Origin of the sequence: Thermus neutrinimicus, from assembly GCF_022760955.1 — a bacterium.
In the GTDB taxonomy this organism is placed as follows: domain Bacteria; phylum Deinococcota; class Deinococci; order Deinococcales; family Thermaceae; genus Thermus; species Thermus neutrinimicus.
This window is the reverse complement of sequence record NZ_JAKTNU010000003.1, coordinates 35,721-48,333: the sequence shown is the minus strand read 5'-3', so window position 1 is coordinate 48,333 and position 12,613 is coordinate 35,721. Positions and strand designations below refer to the sequence as shown.

Genomic DNA, 12,613 nt, shown 5'->3' with positions numbered 1-12,613 from the left:
AGATGGGAGGGATGAGGGTTCTGCTGGCCTTGCTCCTCGCCGCCACCCTCTACGTGGCCAGCCTGGTGCTCTTCCCCGTGGAACATATCGCGGTGGCGGGCAACAAGCATCTGAAAACCGAGGAGATCCTCGCCCGCACCCGGCTCTACGTGGGGGAGCCCTGGCTTTGGATTGGCGCCGGCCGCCTCCAGGACCTCCGGCAGGACCCCTGGGTGGCGGAGGCCCGGCTGGAAAAGCCCCGGGTGGGAGAGGTCCTCCTGGTCCTTAGGGAACGGGAACCCTTCCTTCCCCTGGCGGACGGCAACGCCCTGGCCACCGATGGAACCCTGCTTCCCGGGGGGGCCCGCCTGGCCAAGGGCCCCCGGGTGGAGGGGCAAGGCCCCCTGCCCGTGCACGACCTCCTGGCCCTGGCCCGGGCCTACCCTGAGGCCATCCGGCTCCGCTACACGCCCGCGGGGTTTTGGGTGGAAACACCCCAAGGCGTGGCCTTTGCCCCGGAAGCCCGGCTTCTTGTAAAGTATGCCCAGGCAGGAGGACCAAAGGGCAGGGTTTACCTGTATTCTTGGGGGGTGAGTGTAGGCCCATGATTATCGCTGGATTGGACGTCGGCACCAGCAAGGTCACCACCGTGATCGGGGAGCTGGCCCCCGATGGCGTCTTGGACATCATCGGCGAGGGCACCGTGCCCTCACAAGGGTTGAAGCGGGGCGTGGTGGTCAACCTGGAGCGCACCACGGAGGCCATCCGCCAAAGTGTCCACCAGGCGGAAAGGGTGGCCGGGGTCAAGGTGGAGCGGGTCATCCTGGGGGTGGGTGGACCCCATCTCAAAAGCGTGACCAGCCATGGCCTGGCGGCCATCCGTCGGGGCCAGAGCATCGGCGCGGCGGATGTGGAGCGGGCCATAGAACAGGCCAAGGCCTACCCCTTTGATGCCGATCTGGAACTCCTGCACGCCCTGCCCCTGGAGTTCAAGGTGGACGGCCAGGAGGGCATCCGCGACCCCGTGGGCATGGCGGGGGTGCGCCTCGAGGTGGACGTGCACCTGGTGGCCGCGGGCCGCGGGCCTTTAGCCAACCTGCGCCGGGCGGTAGAGGATGCGAGGCTGGAGATCGAGGCCTTGGTGGCCCAGCCCCTGGCCAGTGGCCTCGGGGCCCTGGGTCCTGAGGAGGAGCATATGACCGTGCTCCTCCTGGACGTGGGCGGGGGTACCACCGAGGTAGCGGTCTTCCGGGAAGGCCGCCTGGCCCACTCCTCGGTTTTGCCCTTGGGCGGGGACCACGTGACCCAGGACATTGCCCAGCTTCTCAAGATTCCCTTTGAGGAGGCGGAGAGGGTGAAGCGCAAGTACGGGGCCGCCCTACCCGAACTCGCGGATCCGGAGCTGGTGCTGGAGATCAACCAGGAAGGGGGCTCCTTGGGGGAAGTGCCGGCTCCCGAGCTCGCCCGCATCATTCGCCCCCGCCTGCGGGAGATCCTGCACCTGGCCCGCCAGTCGGTGGACGAGGCCCTGGGGCCTTTGGAGATCAAGGTGAACCGGGTCATCCTCACCGGGGGGACCGCCCTCCTCAAGGGCTTTGACCTCCTGGCAAGGCAACAGTACAGCCTTCCCGTGCGGGTGGGCAAACCCCATGGGGTCTCCGGCCTCACCGACGTGGTGGCCACCCCTGCCCACGCCACCGCCGTGGGCCTGGTCAGATACGCCACCACCCTACCCGTCTCCACCCCCGAACCCCGAAAGGCCAGGGAAAGAAAAGAAAGGCGCGAGGAAAAGGCGAAGGCTGAAGGCCTTTGGGCCCGGATTAAGGAGATTTTAAACAACCTATTTTAGTGCCATTGTGTTGAGGAGAGGAGGCAGAGATGGAGGGAGCGGTCATCAAGGTCATCGGTCTCGGGGGAGCAGGAAACAACGCGGTGAACCGCATGATTGAGGCAGGGCTCGTGGGGGTGGAGTTCATCGCCGCCAACACCGATGCCCAGGTCCTGGCCAAAAGCCTGGCCGACCAGCGGATCCAGCTCGGGGAGAAGCTCACCCGGGGCCTGGGGGCGGGGGCCAATCCCGAGATCGGGGAGAAGGCGGCCCTCGAGGCCCAGGACCTGATCGCAGAGGCCCTGGAGGGGGCCGACCTGGTCTTTATCACCGCCGGCATGGGAGGGGGTACCGGTACGGGAAGCGCCCCGGTGGTGGCAGACATCGCCAAGCGGCTCGGGGCCCTCACCGTGGCCGTGGTGACCCGCCCCTTCAGCTTTGAAGGTCCCAAACGCCTCAAGGCGGCGGAGGAAGGTATCAGGCGCCTTAAGGAGCGGGTGGACGCCATGGTGGTGGTGCAAAACGACCGCCTCCTCTCTGCCGTGGACAAAAAGGTGAGCCTCAAGGATGCCTTTCTCATCGCCGACCGCGTCCTCTACCACGGGGTCAAGGGCATCACCGACGTCATCAACCTCCCGGGCCTCATCAACGTGGACTTCGCCGACGTGAAAACCCTCCTGGAGGGAGCAGGCCAGGTGCTCATGGGCATCGGGGCGGGACGGGGGGAAAACCGGGTGGAGGAAGCCGCCAAGACCGCCACCCACAGCCCCCTGCTGGAGCGCTCCATTGAGGGTGCCAAGCGGCTTCTTCTGAACGTGGTGGGCTCTGAGGACCTGTCCCTCATGGAGGCGGCGGAGGTGGTGGAGAGGGTGCGGGAGGCCACGGGCCATGAGGATGTGGACATCCTCTACGGGGTCACCTACGACGACCGGGCCCAGGACGAACTCCGGGTAATCCTCATCGCCGCCGGCTTTGGCGAGAGCACCGTGGTGCCAAAACCCCTCCGCCCCGTGGACTTTCCCACCCACGCCGACCCCTACAACTTCGACATCCCCGCCTTTATCCGTTACGGGGATGCGGATTATCCCCCTAGAAAGGGCAACTAGGAACCCTGGGGCATGGTGGTTTTGGGCATAGACCCCGGCATCACCCACCTGGGCCTGGGGGTAGTGGAGGTGGAGCCCAAGGGGACCCTCAAAGCCCGCCTCCTCCACGGGGAGGTGGTGCGGACCTCCCACAGGGAACCCGCCCAGGAACGGGTGGGGCGCATCCACGCCCGGGTAAAGGAGGCCCTTGCCCGCTTCCACCCCCAGGCCCTGGCGGTGGAGGAGCAGTACTTTTATCGGCAAAACGAGCTGGCCTACAAGGTGGGTTGGGCCCTGGGGGCGGTGTTGGTGGCGGCCTATGAGGCTGGGGTTCCCGTTTACGCCTACGGCCCCATGCAGGTGAAGCAGGCCCTGGCCGGGCACGGGCATGCGGGCAAGGAGGAGGTGGCCCTGATGGTCCGGGACATCCTGGGCCTTACGGAGGCTCCTAAGCCCAGCCACCTAGCGGACGCCCTGGCCATCGCCCTGACCCACGCCTTTTACGCCCGCATGGGGGCCAGCAAAGCCCTTTAGGGCCAAGGGCTCCCTGAAGGCCAGGGGCAAGGGGGATCCTATTCTCAGCGAGATTTGTATCAAGGACAAACATCCCCTCCAGCGTCCCGAGCAAAGATACCAGGTGGGAGGTAAGCGATGAAAAGGTTCCTGAGTGTCGTGGCTTTGGCATTGGCGGTAGGAAGCCTTGGTTTGGCCCAAGGGGCCATGGTGCGGGTGGCCCATCTCTCCCCCGACGCCCCGGCCGTGGATGTGCTGGTGAATGGACAGCGGGCCATCACCAACCTGGCCTTCAAAGAGATCACCCCTTATATTCCCCTGCCCGCTGCCCGAGTTCGGGTCCAGGTGGTTCCCACTGGCCAGGACGCCCCTGTGGTGATCGATGCTGAGCTTGACCTCAGGGAGGGCATTTATTACACCGTGGCTGCCACAGGCTTCCTAGCCTCCATTCGGCCCCAAGTCTACACGGATGCCCTTGCCGGGCTCTTTCCGCGAGCCGGCTTCGCTCGGGTACGCGTGGTGCACACCTCCCCCGACGCCCCGGCAGTGGATGTGGCGGTGAAAGGGGGTCCCGTGCTCTTCCAGAACCTTCCCTTCCCCAGGGCCAGCCAGTACCTGGTGGTGGCCGCGGGAACCTATGACCTAGAAGTCCGGGTAGCGGGTACCACCACCGTGGCCTTGGAGCTTCCCGGTGTGACCTTAGAGAGCGGGAAAACCTACACCGTGTTTGCCGTGGGCAGCGTGAGGGATGGAACCCTCACCGTGGTGCCCGTGGTGGACGCCGCTGCCCTGGGAGGAAACCGGTAGAACCGCCCCCGCCGCCACCTCTCCTTAGGGGAGGGGTGGCTTCTTTTGGGATGAGACCACTTTCCCTACCTCCCTGGCTACTTCCCCTCCTTGCCTGTCCCCGGTGTCAGGAGCCCCTGGAAACGGATGCTGGGGCCCGTTGCCCCACCTGCGGCGCCCGGTTCCCCGAGCGAAACGGTCTGGTGGACCTCAGGGTTAGCCGAGAAAGGATCCACCTTTGGGCCATCAACCGGCTTCCACCGGTGGCCCAGACCTATGACCTGTGGCGGATGCGGTCCACGGCCCTGCTTTCCCGGGGCAGGCTCTCCCTGGGGGAGGAGCTCGAGCTGATGAGAGGCTGGTTCCTGCCCACGGGGGGGCCCTTCCTGGACGTGGGCACCGGGACGGGCATTTACCGGGAAACCTTGGGCGAAAAGGCTGTGGGCATGGACCCTTCCCCCGCCTTCCTGCAGGTGGCCCGGCAAAGGCGCCCCGGGCCCTACCTGCTGGGGCATGGGGAGGCTCTTCCCTTTAGGACAGGCTCCATGGGTGGAGTGGCCATCGGCCCCACTTGGAATGAGTTTACTTATCCGGAAGGGGCCATGCGGGAGGCGCGAAGGGTCCTCCGCTCTGGGGGAAGGCTTTTCGGTATGCTCCTCCTGGGGCCGGGGCCCTCCTTGGGACTCTGGCGGCCAGGCCCTGGGGAGTTTGTGAACTTGCTAAGGACCTTCGGGTTTCGCGCCCACCTGGAAACCCACGGCGCCTTGGGGATACTCCTAGCCCAGGCCCCCTAAGGCCATCCCGCCAACCTGTGGCCCAAGGTCCTTTAGCCCTGTGGGCCGCAGGGGATAATGGGGCCATGCGTGCCCTTGCCCTCCTCCTGAGCGCTTCCTTGGCCATGGCCCAGGAATACATCCCCCTGCCCGGGGCCGACACGGGCCAGGGACCCTTGGACCGAAGCTACGCCCTCATCTACCCCGCAGAGAGGCCCCGGGCGGTCCTCCTCTTGGTACCTGGCCTCCTTGGGGGAAGCACCAACTTTGCCCTCCTGGCCGAGCACCTGGGGAGGCTTGGGCCGGACCTCGAGGTCTGGGCTTGGGAACGGCGGGCCAACGGTCTGGAGGACCGTCGGGGTTTCCTCCTGGAAGACCCCTTGGCCTACTACCGGTCCATGGCCGAGCCCGACCTGAGTCCCCTGCGTCACTGGGGACTAGAGGTCCACCTGAAGGACCTGGATCTGGCGGTGGATGCGGCCCGAAGGCGGGCCCCCGTGGTCCTCGTGGGCCACTCCTTGGGAGCAAGCCTAGCCACCCTTTACGCCTGGGCCCAGGGGGAAAAGCTCGCCGGCCTGGTGCTCCTGGATGGAAGCCTGCCCGACCCTCCCCTTTCCCGGGAAGCCTTCTGGGAGGGAACCACCACCCCCTTTGGCCCCCTGCCTGGCCTTAGGGCCCTCCTCTTGGGCCAAGGGGACCCGGCCTTCCGCCCCCCTTTCCTCTCCCCCAGGGACCTGGCCCTGGCGGAGGCCGAGGCCTTTCTGGCCGCCCGGCGCCCCCTGGAACCCGTCCCCTTCGGACCTTACCGGGCCACCCGGGAGGCAAGGGCGCTTCTCCGGGTGGACGACCATTACAGCCTCCTCCCCGTCTTCAGCGTGAGCGTAGGCCGGGCCTGGGCCCGGGAAGGCCTGAACCTCCTGGGGCTTTTACAGGGGAGGGTGGTCCACACGGTACGGGGACCCAGGGGAAGGGTGGTGGAGTGGCGGGATACCGGCGAGGCCACGGACCCCCGGGAGTTCCTCAGGACCTTCGCCCTACCCGAGATGGGATTCTCCGAGTGGTACTTCCCTTACCGGCTCCTCTTGGAGGTGGCCGGCTATCCCCACACGGGCTTGGGCCTCGGGCCAAAGGCCCTGCCCTACCCCGTCCTTGCCCTAGGCGCGGCTAGGGGACTCATCCCCGAAGCCCAGGCCTTTCGCCTGAAGAGCCTTTTCCCCGACACCCAAGCCCGGGTGGAGATCCTCAAGGGGCTCACCCACCTGGACCTCCTCACGGAACGGGAGGGACGAACGGCTAGGATCCTTCTGGCCTACCTGCAAGGCCTTGGGCTTCCCTGAGGCCCAGGTAGGCCAGGGCCAGGCGGGCTGCCCGCATCCCGGAAAGGGCTACCCCAGGGATGCCCTGCCCCGGAAACACCCCCTCTCCCAAGCGAAAGGCATTCGGGAAAATCCGCACCCGGGGAAACCGGAAGGGATGGGTCTGGGGATGCCCTCCCACCCAGGCTCTCCCCGCAAAGCGGCGGTAGGTAAGGGGAGAGGCGGCAAAGAGGAGCTCAGCCTCCCCTAGCCCCTCCAGCAGGGCCTCCCCCAAGGCTAAGGCCCTCCCTTGCCACTGGGCCTTAAGCCTTTGGTACTCCTCCCGGGAAAGCCCCTGCCAAAGGGCCAGGGGGGTGTGCAAGGAGAGGGAGAACACGGTCTTTTCGCCTTCGGGGCGCAGGGAGAGAAAGGCAAAGGGCCTTTCCCGAGCGTTTTGCCGGTAGAGGGGGGGCTCCACCCGGAAGGGAAGGACCCCATAGACCACGAAGGCTCCCCAACCGTCCTGCGGGGCGGGCTCCGCTAGGCCCAGGAGGGGCTCTGGGGGGACGTCCAGGAGGAAGACCTCCCCCTTAAGCACCTCCCTTTCCCCCTTGCGCCTTCCCCCATAGGCCACCTCCACGCCCACCACCCTATCCCCGGCCAGGCAAAGCCTCTCCGCCCGGGCCCGGTAGCGCACCTCGAGGCCCTCCGCCAGGGCCTCCGCCACCCGGCCCAAACCCCCTGGAACCAAGGCCGGGCCCAGGTGGGGTAGGTCCAGGGCCATGGCGGCGTAGAGGGCGTAGGCATCGGTGGCTTGGGCGCTGATGAGGAGCTGGGCCTCGAGGAAACGCCGAAAACCCGGGTGGTGGGGCGCCCGCCTGGATGCCCTTAGGAAGAGGTCGGGAAGCAGGGGAAGAAGCTCAGGAATCCGCCCCGCCAAGGCCAGAACCTCTTCCCGCTCCGGAGGCCAAGGGAGCCAAGGAGCAAGGGCGAGAAGCCTCCTCGCCCGGTCCTCCTGCCACCGCCAAAAGGCCAGCACCTCCCGGCCAAAGGCCTCGGTCTGGGCCGCCCTTTCCTCCTCCCGACCCACGGGGCGCACCACCCTTCCCTGGGGCAAAAGGACCTCCAGGAGGGGAAAACCCCGAGGCAGGGGCTCCGCCGGCCACCTTAGCCCCACAAGCCGCCCCACCAGGTCCAAGGGGGCCCCAGGGGCCAGGCCGGAAAGGAGGGTGGCCCCCGCCTCAAAACGGTGGCCCCGGTGGTGGAAGCTTCCGGCAAGGCCCCCAGGGTAGGTGTGGGCCTCGAGGACCACCACCTCGAGGCCCGCCCTCCGGAGAAGCCGGGCCGCCACCAGGCCGCCGATCCCTGCCCCCACCACCACCGCCCTCACAGCCAGAACGCTAACCTTGCCATCTGTCCGGGATCTTAGTCCAGGCCGCAAACCCAGGGCCAAAGCAGGCTCCCAGCCCTCCCTTGCCATTGCCCCTCACGCTACAAAGTCTCTTCCCTCAAGTCAGTACGGTGAAGGACATGCGCATCCTCATCCTCGGTGCCACGGGTGGACTCGGAGGAGCCTTGGCACGGGCCCTAAAGGGCCATGACCTCTTCCTTTCGGGCCGCCGGGCACGGGCCCTCGGGGAACTGGCCAAGGAGGTGGGAGGCCAGGCCGTACCCGCAGATCTGGCCGACGAGCTCGAGGCCAAAGCCCTCCTGGAGGAGGTAGGTGGGCTGGACATGGCCTTCCACGCGGTGGGACACGCGGTCAAAGCCCCCATACGGGAAGCGGAACGGGAGCACGTGGAAAACCTCCTCAAGACTCACCTCCTCACCTCCCACTTCCTCCTCAAGTACGCCCACTTCCGCCCTGGGGCGCGCGTGGTCTTCTTCGGAGCCTATCCCCGCTACGTTCAGGTTCCCGGGTTTGCCCCCTACGCCTCCGCCAAAGGAGCCTTGGAGTGGTATCTGGAGGCGGCGCGGAAGGAGCTGAGGCGGGAGGGCATCCGGTTGGTCTTGGTCCGGCTCCCGGCCGTGGCCACGGGGCTTTGGGCCCCCCTGGGCGGACCGCCCAAGGGGGCCCTTTCCCCCGAGGAGGCCGTGCGCAGGGTGTTGGAAGGGGTCTTCCAAGAGCCCCCTCCGGAGGTCCTGGAGGTATAGGCCATGGCCGAAGCCCCTTACCGCGCCTACTTCTACCCCATGCGCCTGGCCCTTCTCTCCGTGGGGGAAAACTTCATGCCCCTAGCCTGGTGGACCCCGGTATCCAAAAAACCCTTCCGCCTCCTTTTCGCCATGGATCGTGAAAACCACACCCTCACCCTCCTGCGGGAACTGGGGGAGGCCGCCCTCTCCTTCCTCCCCTGGGAGGAGCGGGCATGGGTGGTGCGAGCCGGATACCTCTCAGGCCGCAGGGTGCGCAAGGCCGAGAGGCTTGGCGTTACCCTGCGGAAAACCCGGAACCTGGGGCACACCTGGGTGCCGGAAAAGGCCTTGGCCGTCTACGAGATGAGGGTCACGGAGTGGCCTTTAGAAGGGGATCACGCCCTTTTCCTGGGGGACGTGGTGCACGTGGAGGGAAGCCCCCGGGCCAAGGAGAGGCCCATCCTCTTCTTAGGCTTTCGCGACTACGCCACCCTAGGGGAAACCTGGAGGTTTAGGCCGTGAGAAGACTGCTACCCTTCCTTTTGCCGCTCCTGGCCCTGGCCCAGGCCCCCTATGGGATCACGGGGGAGGTGCGCTACCGGGGATACTACCCCTTGGGAAGCTGGGAGGGGAGAAACCCCACCGCCAAGGGAGAGGTGCTTTGGGATGGAGCCCAGGCCAAGGGCCAGGTCTGCCTGGAGCAAAGGGCCTGGGATTCGGGCAACGGGGAAAGGGACAAAAAGGCCCGGGAGATCCTGAAGGCGGAGGCCTTTCCCCTGGCCTGCCTCTACCCTAAACGCGCGGGCTACCAGGGGGCCCGTTTCGTGGTGGAAGGTGAGCTGGAAATGGCAGGCAGAAGGCTTCCCGTTCGGTTAGAGGGGGTCTTGGAGGGAAGCCCGGAAAGGGGCAGGTTTAAGGGCACCTTCCGCACCCGCTTTTCCGACTGGGGCCTGGAGAGACCCCGCTTCCTCTTCCTAGAGGTGCGGGACGAGGTGGACGTCCTCGTGGAGGCCGCGGTAAGGCGATGATTGGCCTAGGTTACCCCTGCGAAAACCTCAGCCTAAAGGCCAGCACCAACCATACCCTGCGCCTGGCCTCCTTGGAGGAAGCCCGGGTACGGGACAAGGTGGCCCAAAACCTCGAGGACCTGGAGCGCATCCTCCATTGGAACCACCGGCAGGGTTTCCGCCTCTTCCGCCTTGGCCAGCACCTCATCCCCTTCGCCTCCCACCCCCGTTTCCCCTACGACTGGGAAAGGGCCCACAAAGAGGAGCTTTCCCGCCTGGGGAAGCTGGCCAGAACCCTGGGCCAACGCCTCTCCCTCCACCCCGGCCAGTACACAAACCCAGGAAGCCCAGACCCCAAGGTGGTGGAGCGCTCTTTAGCGGAGCTCCGCTACTCCGCCCGCCTTCTAAGCCTTCTCGGAGCAGAGGATGGGGTGGTGGTGGTACACCTTGGGGGGAGCTACGGCAACCCCAGGCGGACGCTAGCCCGGTTTGTGGAAAACCTGAGGGGGGAAGGGGAGGTCCTTGGGTACCTGGCCCTGGAAAACGACGAGAGGCTTTGGCGGGTAGAGGACGTCCTCCTGGCCGCCGAGGCCCTGGGGGTCAGGGTGGTGGTGGACACCCTACACCACCACCTCAATCCGGGAAGACTATCCCTAAGGGAAGCCCTAACCCTCGCCTTTACCACCTGGAAGGGTACTCCCAAGGTGCACCTCTCCAGCCAAGACCCGCACAGGCGCCCTGGAGCCCATGCCTTCCAGGTGCGGGAGGAGGACTGGGAGAGGCTTCTCCATGCCCTTCCCGGTCCGGCCCACGTGATGGTGGAGGCCAAGGGTAAGGAAAGGGGCCTACCCCTAGGGGCCCAAACCTTTCTCCTTCGGGAAGCCCCTGGGCCTAACCCCGCAACCAACCCCTCTTGACCGCATACCTTAGGAGTTCGCTTCGGCTTTTCAAACCCAGTTTCTCCATGCCCCGCTCCCGGTATGTGGCCACCGTTTTCTCCGAAATGGCCAGCGCCTCCGCCACCTCCTTGTGGGAGAGCCCCTGGGCCAGGAGGCGGAGCACCTCCTCCTCCCGGGGAGAAAGGGGTTCCTCATCCTCTTCCTCCCGCACCATCTCCAAGGCCAGGCGCATGGCCAGGCTAGGGTTCAAGTACCGCTCCCCCCGGGCCACGGCTAAAACCGCATCCAAGAGCTCCTGATCCACCGCTGCCTTGCTCACGTAACCCTGGCCTCCCGCCTGAAGGAAGCCCCGTACGTATTCCAGGTCCTCGTGCATGGAAAGGGCGAGAAGCTTAAGCCCAGGAAAGCGTCCCCGAAGGGTGTGGCAAAGCTCAATGCCCGTGCAGTCGGGAAGGGAAATATCCAGGATGGCCACATCCGCCTCCACCTCCTCTAAAAGGGCCAAGGCCTCCTTCCCGGTACCCGCCTCCCCCACCACCCGGATGGGTCCTCGAGCCTCCAGAAGATGCCGTAGCCCTGACCGCACCAACACATGGTCCTCCACCAGCACCACCCGGATCACGCTGCCACCTCCAAGGGAAGCCGTACCTGGATGCGGGTACCCTCCCCAGGAGCGCTTTCCAAAATCAGTCTACCCCCCACCAGCTCCACCCGCTCCCGCATGCCCAGAAGGCCCTGGTGCCCCAGACCCACCGCCTGGGGATCAAAACCCTTCCCCTCGTCCTCCACGAAAACCCGGACCTCCCCTCCCATTTCCAACACCCCTACCGCTGCCCTGAAGCTCCCGGAGTGGCGGGCCACGTTGGTGAGGGCCTCCTGCACCACCCGGTAGATGACCATCTCCAGTTCCTGGGGAAGGGACCGGCCCAGGTGGAAGGAAAGATCCACCTCAATACCCGTGCGCTCGCTGAACTCGCGGACATAGCGGCGCAAGGCCGCCTCGAGGCCCAGGTGGTCCAAAACGCTGGGCCTGAGGTCCAAAGCCAGCCGCCGCACCTCGGATAGGGTGTGGCGGGCAAGCTCCTTTAAGGCCAAGGCCTTCTCGCCCGCAAGCCCCTCGAGGCCCAGAATGAGCCCGGTAAGAGCCTGGCCCACCTCGTCGTGCAGTTCCCGGGCGATGCGCTTCCGCTCGTCCTCCTGCGTTCTAAGCCACGCCCGCAAAAGCTCAGCCCGTTGCCTGTCCTTCTCCTCCAAAAGCTCATACAGGCGGGCATTCTCCAAAGCGGTGGCAAGGGGACCAGAAAGCGCGGTCAGAAGACCCTGGAGCCAGGCTTGGTCCACCTGGGGGTCTCCATAGAGAATCAAGGCCCCTCGAGGCGGAACCGGCACCGCCAAAGCCCCCTTTCGGCCCACCACCTGCCCCCGCCGCAGGGCCTCCTCCGCCAAACCCCTGGCCTCAGCCGCAGGGCATGCCTCCTGGCAACCCCGGCTCCTCAGCACCCTACCCTCCAACCAGAACTCCCCGCAGGTAAAGGCCAGCTCACGTACCAACAGGGACAGGACCCGGTCCACGAGCTCCTCAACTCGCAGGGCATGGCTTTCCGCCAGGATCCGGTTGAGGAGGGTGAGTTCCCCTTGCCGCCTTTTCACCTCCTCCACCATCCGGTTCAAGGCCCGGCCCAGAAGGCCCAGTTCCCCCCTGGGCTCAGGGAACCGGACCCACTCCCCCCGGCCCAGTCGGCTCGCTCCTTCCGCCATCTGGTAAAGGGGCTCGAGGGTCCGGGTGAGGAGGAAGTACCCCAGGCCCACCCCCAGGCCCACCGCCCATAGAAGGCCAAAAAATCCGGTGCGCACCACCCGGCCCAACTGCGCCCACAAGGGAGCCTGGTAAAACCCCAAGCGTACCCAACCCGCCTCACCCCCTTGGATGGGGGCCTCCGCTTGGTACACCACCTTCCCTGCAAACCTCAACACCCCTTCCCCCGCAAAGGCAACCAAGGCCTGGGGAACCCCGCCCTCGAAGGTGTGGGCTATCACCCCGCCTTGAGGATCCAGGACATAGGCGTAGGCAAAGCCCGGGTACCGCTTCTGGATCGCATCCAGTTTTCTCTGAACCGCCAGGAAATCCCGCAAGAGAACATCGTCGGTTAACAGGGTGGCCAGGTCCCGGGCCCCGAGCCGTACCTCCTGCCATAAGGCCTTTTCCCCTTCGGCATACAGGAAAGCACCTCCTCCCAGGATCAGGACTCCCCCAGTGGCCGTGGCAGCCAAGAGCACGGTAAGCATTAGCTGGACGCCAAGCCTCATGGCAA

At 66.1% G+C, this 12,613-nt stretch carries 14 protein-coding genes; 11 read left to right on the top strand and 3 right to left on the bottom strand.

Annotated features, from left to right (window positions below; translation table 11 throughout):
* Window positions 1-2 precede the first annotated feature (2 nt).
* From L0C59_RS03465 to L0C59_RS03435, 7 genes are all read left to right on the top strand, one after another.
* Window positions 3-587, top strand: a complete 585-nt coding sequence (locus L0C59_RS03465; protein WP_243089828.1) for an FtsQ-type POTRA domain-containing protein — start codon at window positions 3-5, stop codon at window positions 585-587.
* Window positions 584-1,828, top strand: a complete 1,245-nt coding sequence (ftsA, locus tag L0C59_RS03460) for a cell division protein FtsA (RefSeq protein WP_243089827.1) — start codon at window positions 584-586, stop codon at window positions 1,826-1,828. Before L0C59_RS03465 ends, ftsA begins: the two co-directional genes overlap by 4 nt.
* 29 nt (window positions 1,829-1,857) lie before the next feature.
* Window positions 1,858-2,913: a cell division protein FtsZ gene (gene ftsZ / locus L0C59_RS03455; protein ID WP_243089826.1), complete on the top strand. Its 1,056-nt coding sequence runs from the start codon at window positions 1,858-1,860 to the stop codon at window positions 2,911-2,913.
* 12 nt (window positions 2,914-2,925) lie between these two features.
* Window positions 2,926-3,426 carry a crossover junction endodeoxyribonuclease RuvC gene (gene ruvC / locus L0C59_RS03450; protein WP_243089825.1) on the top strand — a complete coding sequence of 167 codons (501 nt, stop codon included), beginning with the start codon at window positions 2,926-2,928 and terminating at the stop codon, window positions 3,424-3,426.
* A 117-nt stretch (window positions 3,427-3,543) separates the two neighbouring features.
* Window positions 3,544-4,212 carry a DUF4397 domain-containing protein gene (locus L0C59_RS03445; protein ID WP_243089824.1) on the top strand — a complete coding sequence of 223 codons (669 nt, stop codon included), beginning with the start codon at window positions 3,544-3,546 and terminating at the stop codon, window positions 4,210-4,212.
* Between the two features lie 50 nt (window positions 4,213-4,262).
* A complete protein-coding gene (locus tag L0C59_RS03440; protein WP_243089823.1) occupies window positions 4,263-4,985 on the top strand; it encodes a class I SAM-dependent methyltransferase in 723 nt (240 codons plus the stop codon).
* A gap of 65 nt (window positions 4,986-5,050) precedes the next feature.
* Window positions 5,051-6,301: an alpha/beta fold hydrolase gene (locus L0C59_RS03435; RefSeq protein WP_243089822.1), complete on the top strand. Its 1,251-nt coding sequence runs from the start codon at window positions 5,051-5,053 to the stop codon at window positions 6,299-6,301.
* Here the strand turns inward: L0C59_RS03435 and L0C59_RS03430 are convergent.
* The gene (locus tag L0C59_RS03430; RefSeq protein WP_243089821.1) at window positions 6,258-7,649 is read right to left on the bottom strand and encodes a phytoene desaturase family protein; all 1,392 of its coding nucleotides are present in this window, start codon (window positions 7,647-7,649) and stop codon (window positions 6,258-6,260) included. The two genes, L0C59_RS03435 and L0C59_RS03430, sit on opposite strands and share 44 nt — an antisense overlap.
* 140 nt (window positions 7,650-7,789) lie before the next feature.
* On the opposite strand from L0C59_RS03430, the gene L0C59_RS03425 reads away from it, so the two are divergent.
* Genes L0C59_RS03425 through uvsE form a run of 4 tightly spaced genes read left to right on the top strand, consistent with a single transcriptional unit; the run spans window position 7,790 to window position 10,319 of the window.
* Window positions 7,790-8,413 (top strand): SDR family NAD(P)-dependent oxidoreductase, encoded by a 624-nt coding sequence (locus L0C59_RS03425; protein WP_243089820.1) that lies wholly within the window; start codon window positions 7,790-7,792, stop codon window positions 8,411-8,413.
* A gap of 3 nt (window positions 8,414-8,416) precedes the next feature.
* The gene (locus L0C59_RS03420; protein WP_243089819.1) at window positions 8,417-8,917 is read left to right on the top strand and encodes a flavin reductase family protein; all 501 of its coding nucleotides are present in this window, start codon (window positions 8,417-8,419) and stop codon (window positions 8,915-8,917) included.
* Window positions 8,914-9,423, top strand: a complete 510-nt coding sequence (locus tag L0C59_RS03415; RefSeq protein ID WP_243089818.1) for a YceI family protein — start codon at window positions 8,914-8,916, stop codon at window positions 9,421-9,423. Before L0C59_RS03420 ends, L0C59_RS03415 begins: the two co-directional genes overlap by 4 nt.
* Window positions 9,420-10,319, top strand: a complete 900-nt coding sequence (gene uvsE / locus L0C59_RS03410; RefSeq protein ID WP_243089817.1) for a UV DNA damage repair endonuclease UvsE — start codon at window positions 9,420-9,422, stop codon at window positions 10,317-10,319. Before L0C59_RS03415 ends, uvsE begins: the two co-directional genes overlap by 4 nt.
* Here uvsE and L0C59_RS03405 read toward each other — a convergent pair.
* Window positions 10,294-10,923 (bottom strand): response regulator transcription factor, encoded by a 630-nt coding sequence (locus L0C59_RS03405; RefSeq protein ID WP_243089816.1) that lies wholly within the window; start codon window positions 10,921-10,923, stop codon window positions 10,294-10,296. The genes uvsE and L0C59_RS03405 overlap by 26 nt on opposite strands.
* Window positions 10,920-12,608: a histidine kinase gene (locus L0C59_RS03400; RefSeq protein WP_243089815.1), complete on the bottom strand. Its 1,689-nt coding sequence runs from the start codon at window positions 12,606-12,608 to the stop codon at window positions 10,920-10,922. Before L0C59_RS03400 ends, L0C59_RS03405 begins: the two co-directional genes overlap by 4 nt.
* Window positions 12,609-12,613 lie beyond the last annotated feature (5 nt).

Coding starts and splice junctions, on each gene's coding strand:
- L0C59_RS03425 (WP_243089820.1), top strand. CDS start 7,790: ATGCGCATCCTCATCCTCGGTGCCACGGGTGGACTCGGAGGAGCCTTG.
- L0C59_RS03400 (WP_243089815.1), bottom strand. CDS start 12,608: ATGAGGCTTGGCGTCCAGCTAATGCTTACCGTGCTCTTGGCTGCCACG.
- ftsA (WP_243089827.1), top strand. CDS start 584: ATGATTATCGCTGGATTGGACGTCGGCACCAGCAAGGTCACCACCGTG.
- L0C59_RS03465 (WP_243089828.1), top strand. CDS start 3: ATGGGAGGGATGAGGGTTCTGCTGGCCTTGCTCCTCGCCGCCACCCTC.
- ftsZ (WP_243089826.1), top strand. CDS start 1,858: ATGGAGGGAGCGGTCATCAAGGTCATCGGTCTCGGGGGAGCAGGAAAC.
- uvsE (WP_243089817.1), top strand. CDS start 9,420: ATGATTGGCCTAGGTTACCCCTGCGAAAACCTCAGCCTAAAGGCCAGC.
- L0C59_RS03420 (WP_243089819.1), top strand. CDS start 8,417: ATGGCCGAAGCCCCTTACCGCGCCTACTTCTACCCCATGCGCCTGGCC.
- L0C59_RS03435 (WP_243089822.1), top strand. CDS start 5,051: ATGCGTGCCCTTGCCCTCCTCCTGAGCGCTTCCTTGGCCATGGCCCAG.
- ruvC (WP_243089825.1), top strand. CDS start 2,926: ATGGTGGTTTTGGGCATAGACCCCGGCATCACCCACCTGGGCCTGGGG.
- L0C59_RS03440 (WP_243089823.1), top strand. CDS start 4,263: ATGAGACCACTTTCCCTACCTCCCTGGCTACTTCCCCTCCTTGCCTGT.
- L0C59_RS03445 (WP_243089824.1), top strand. CDS start 3,544: ATGAAAAGGTTCCTGAGTGTCGTGGCTTTGGCATTGGCGGTAGGAAGC.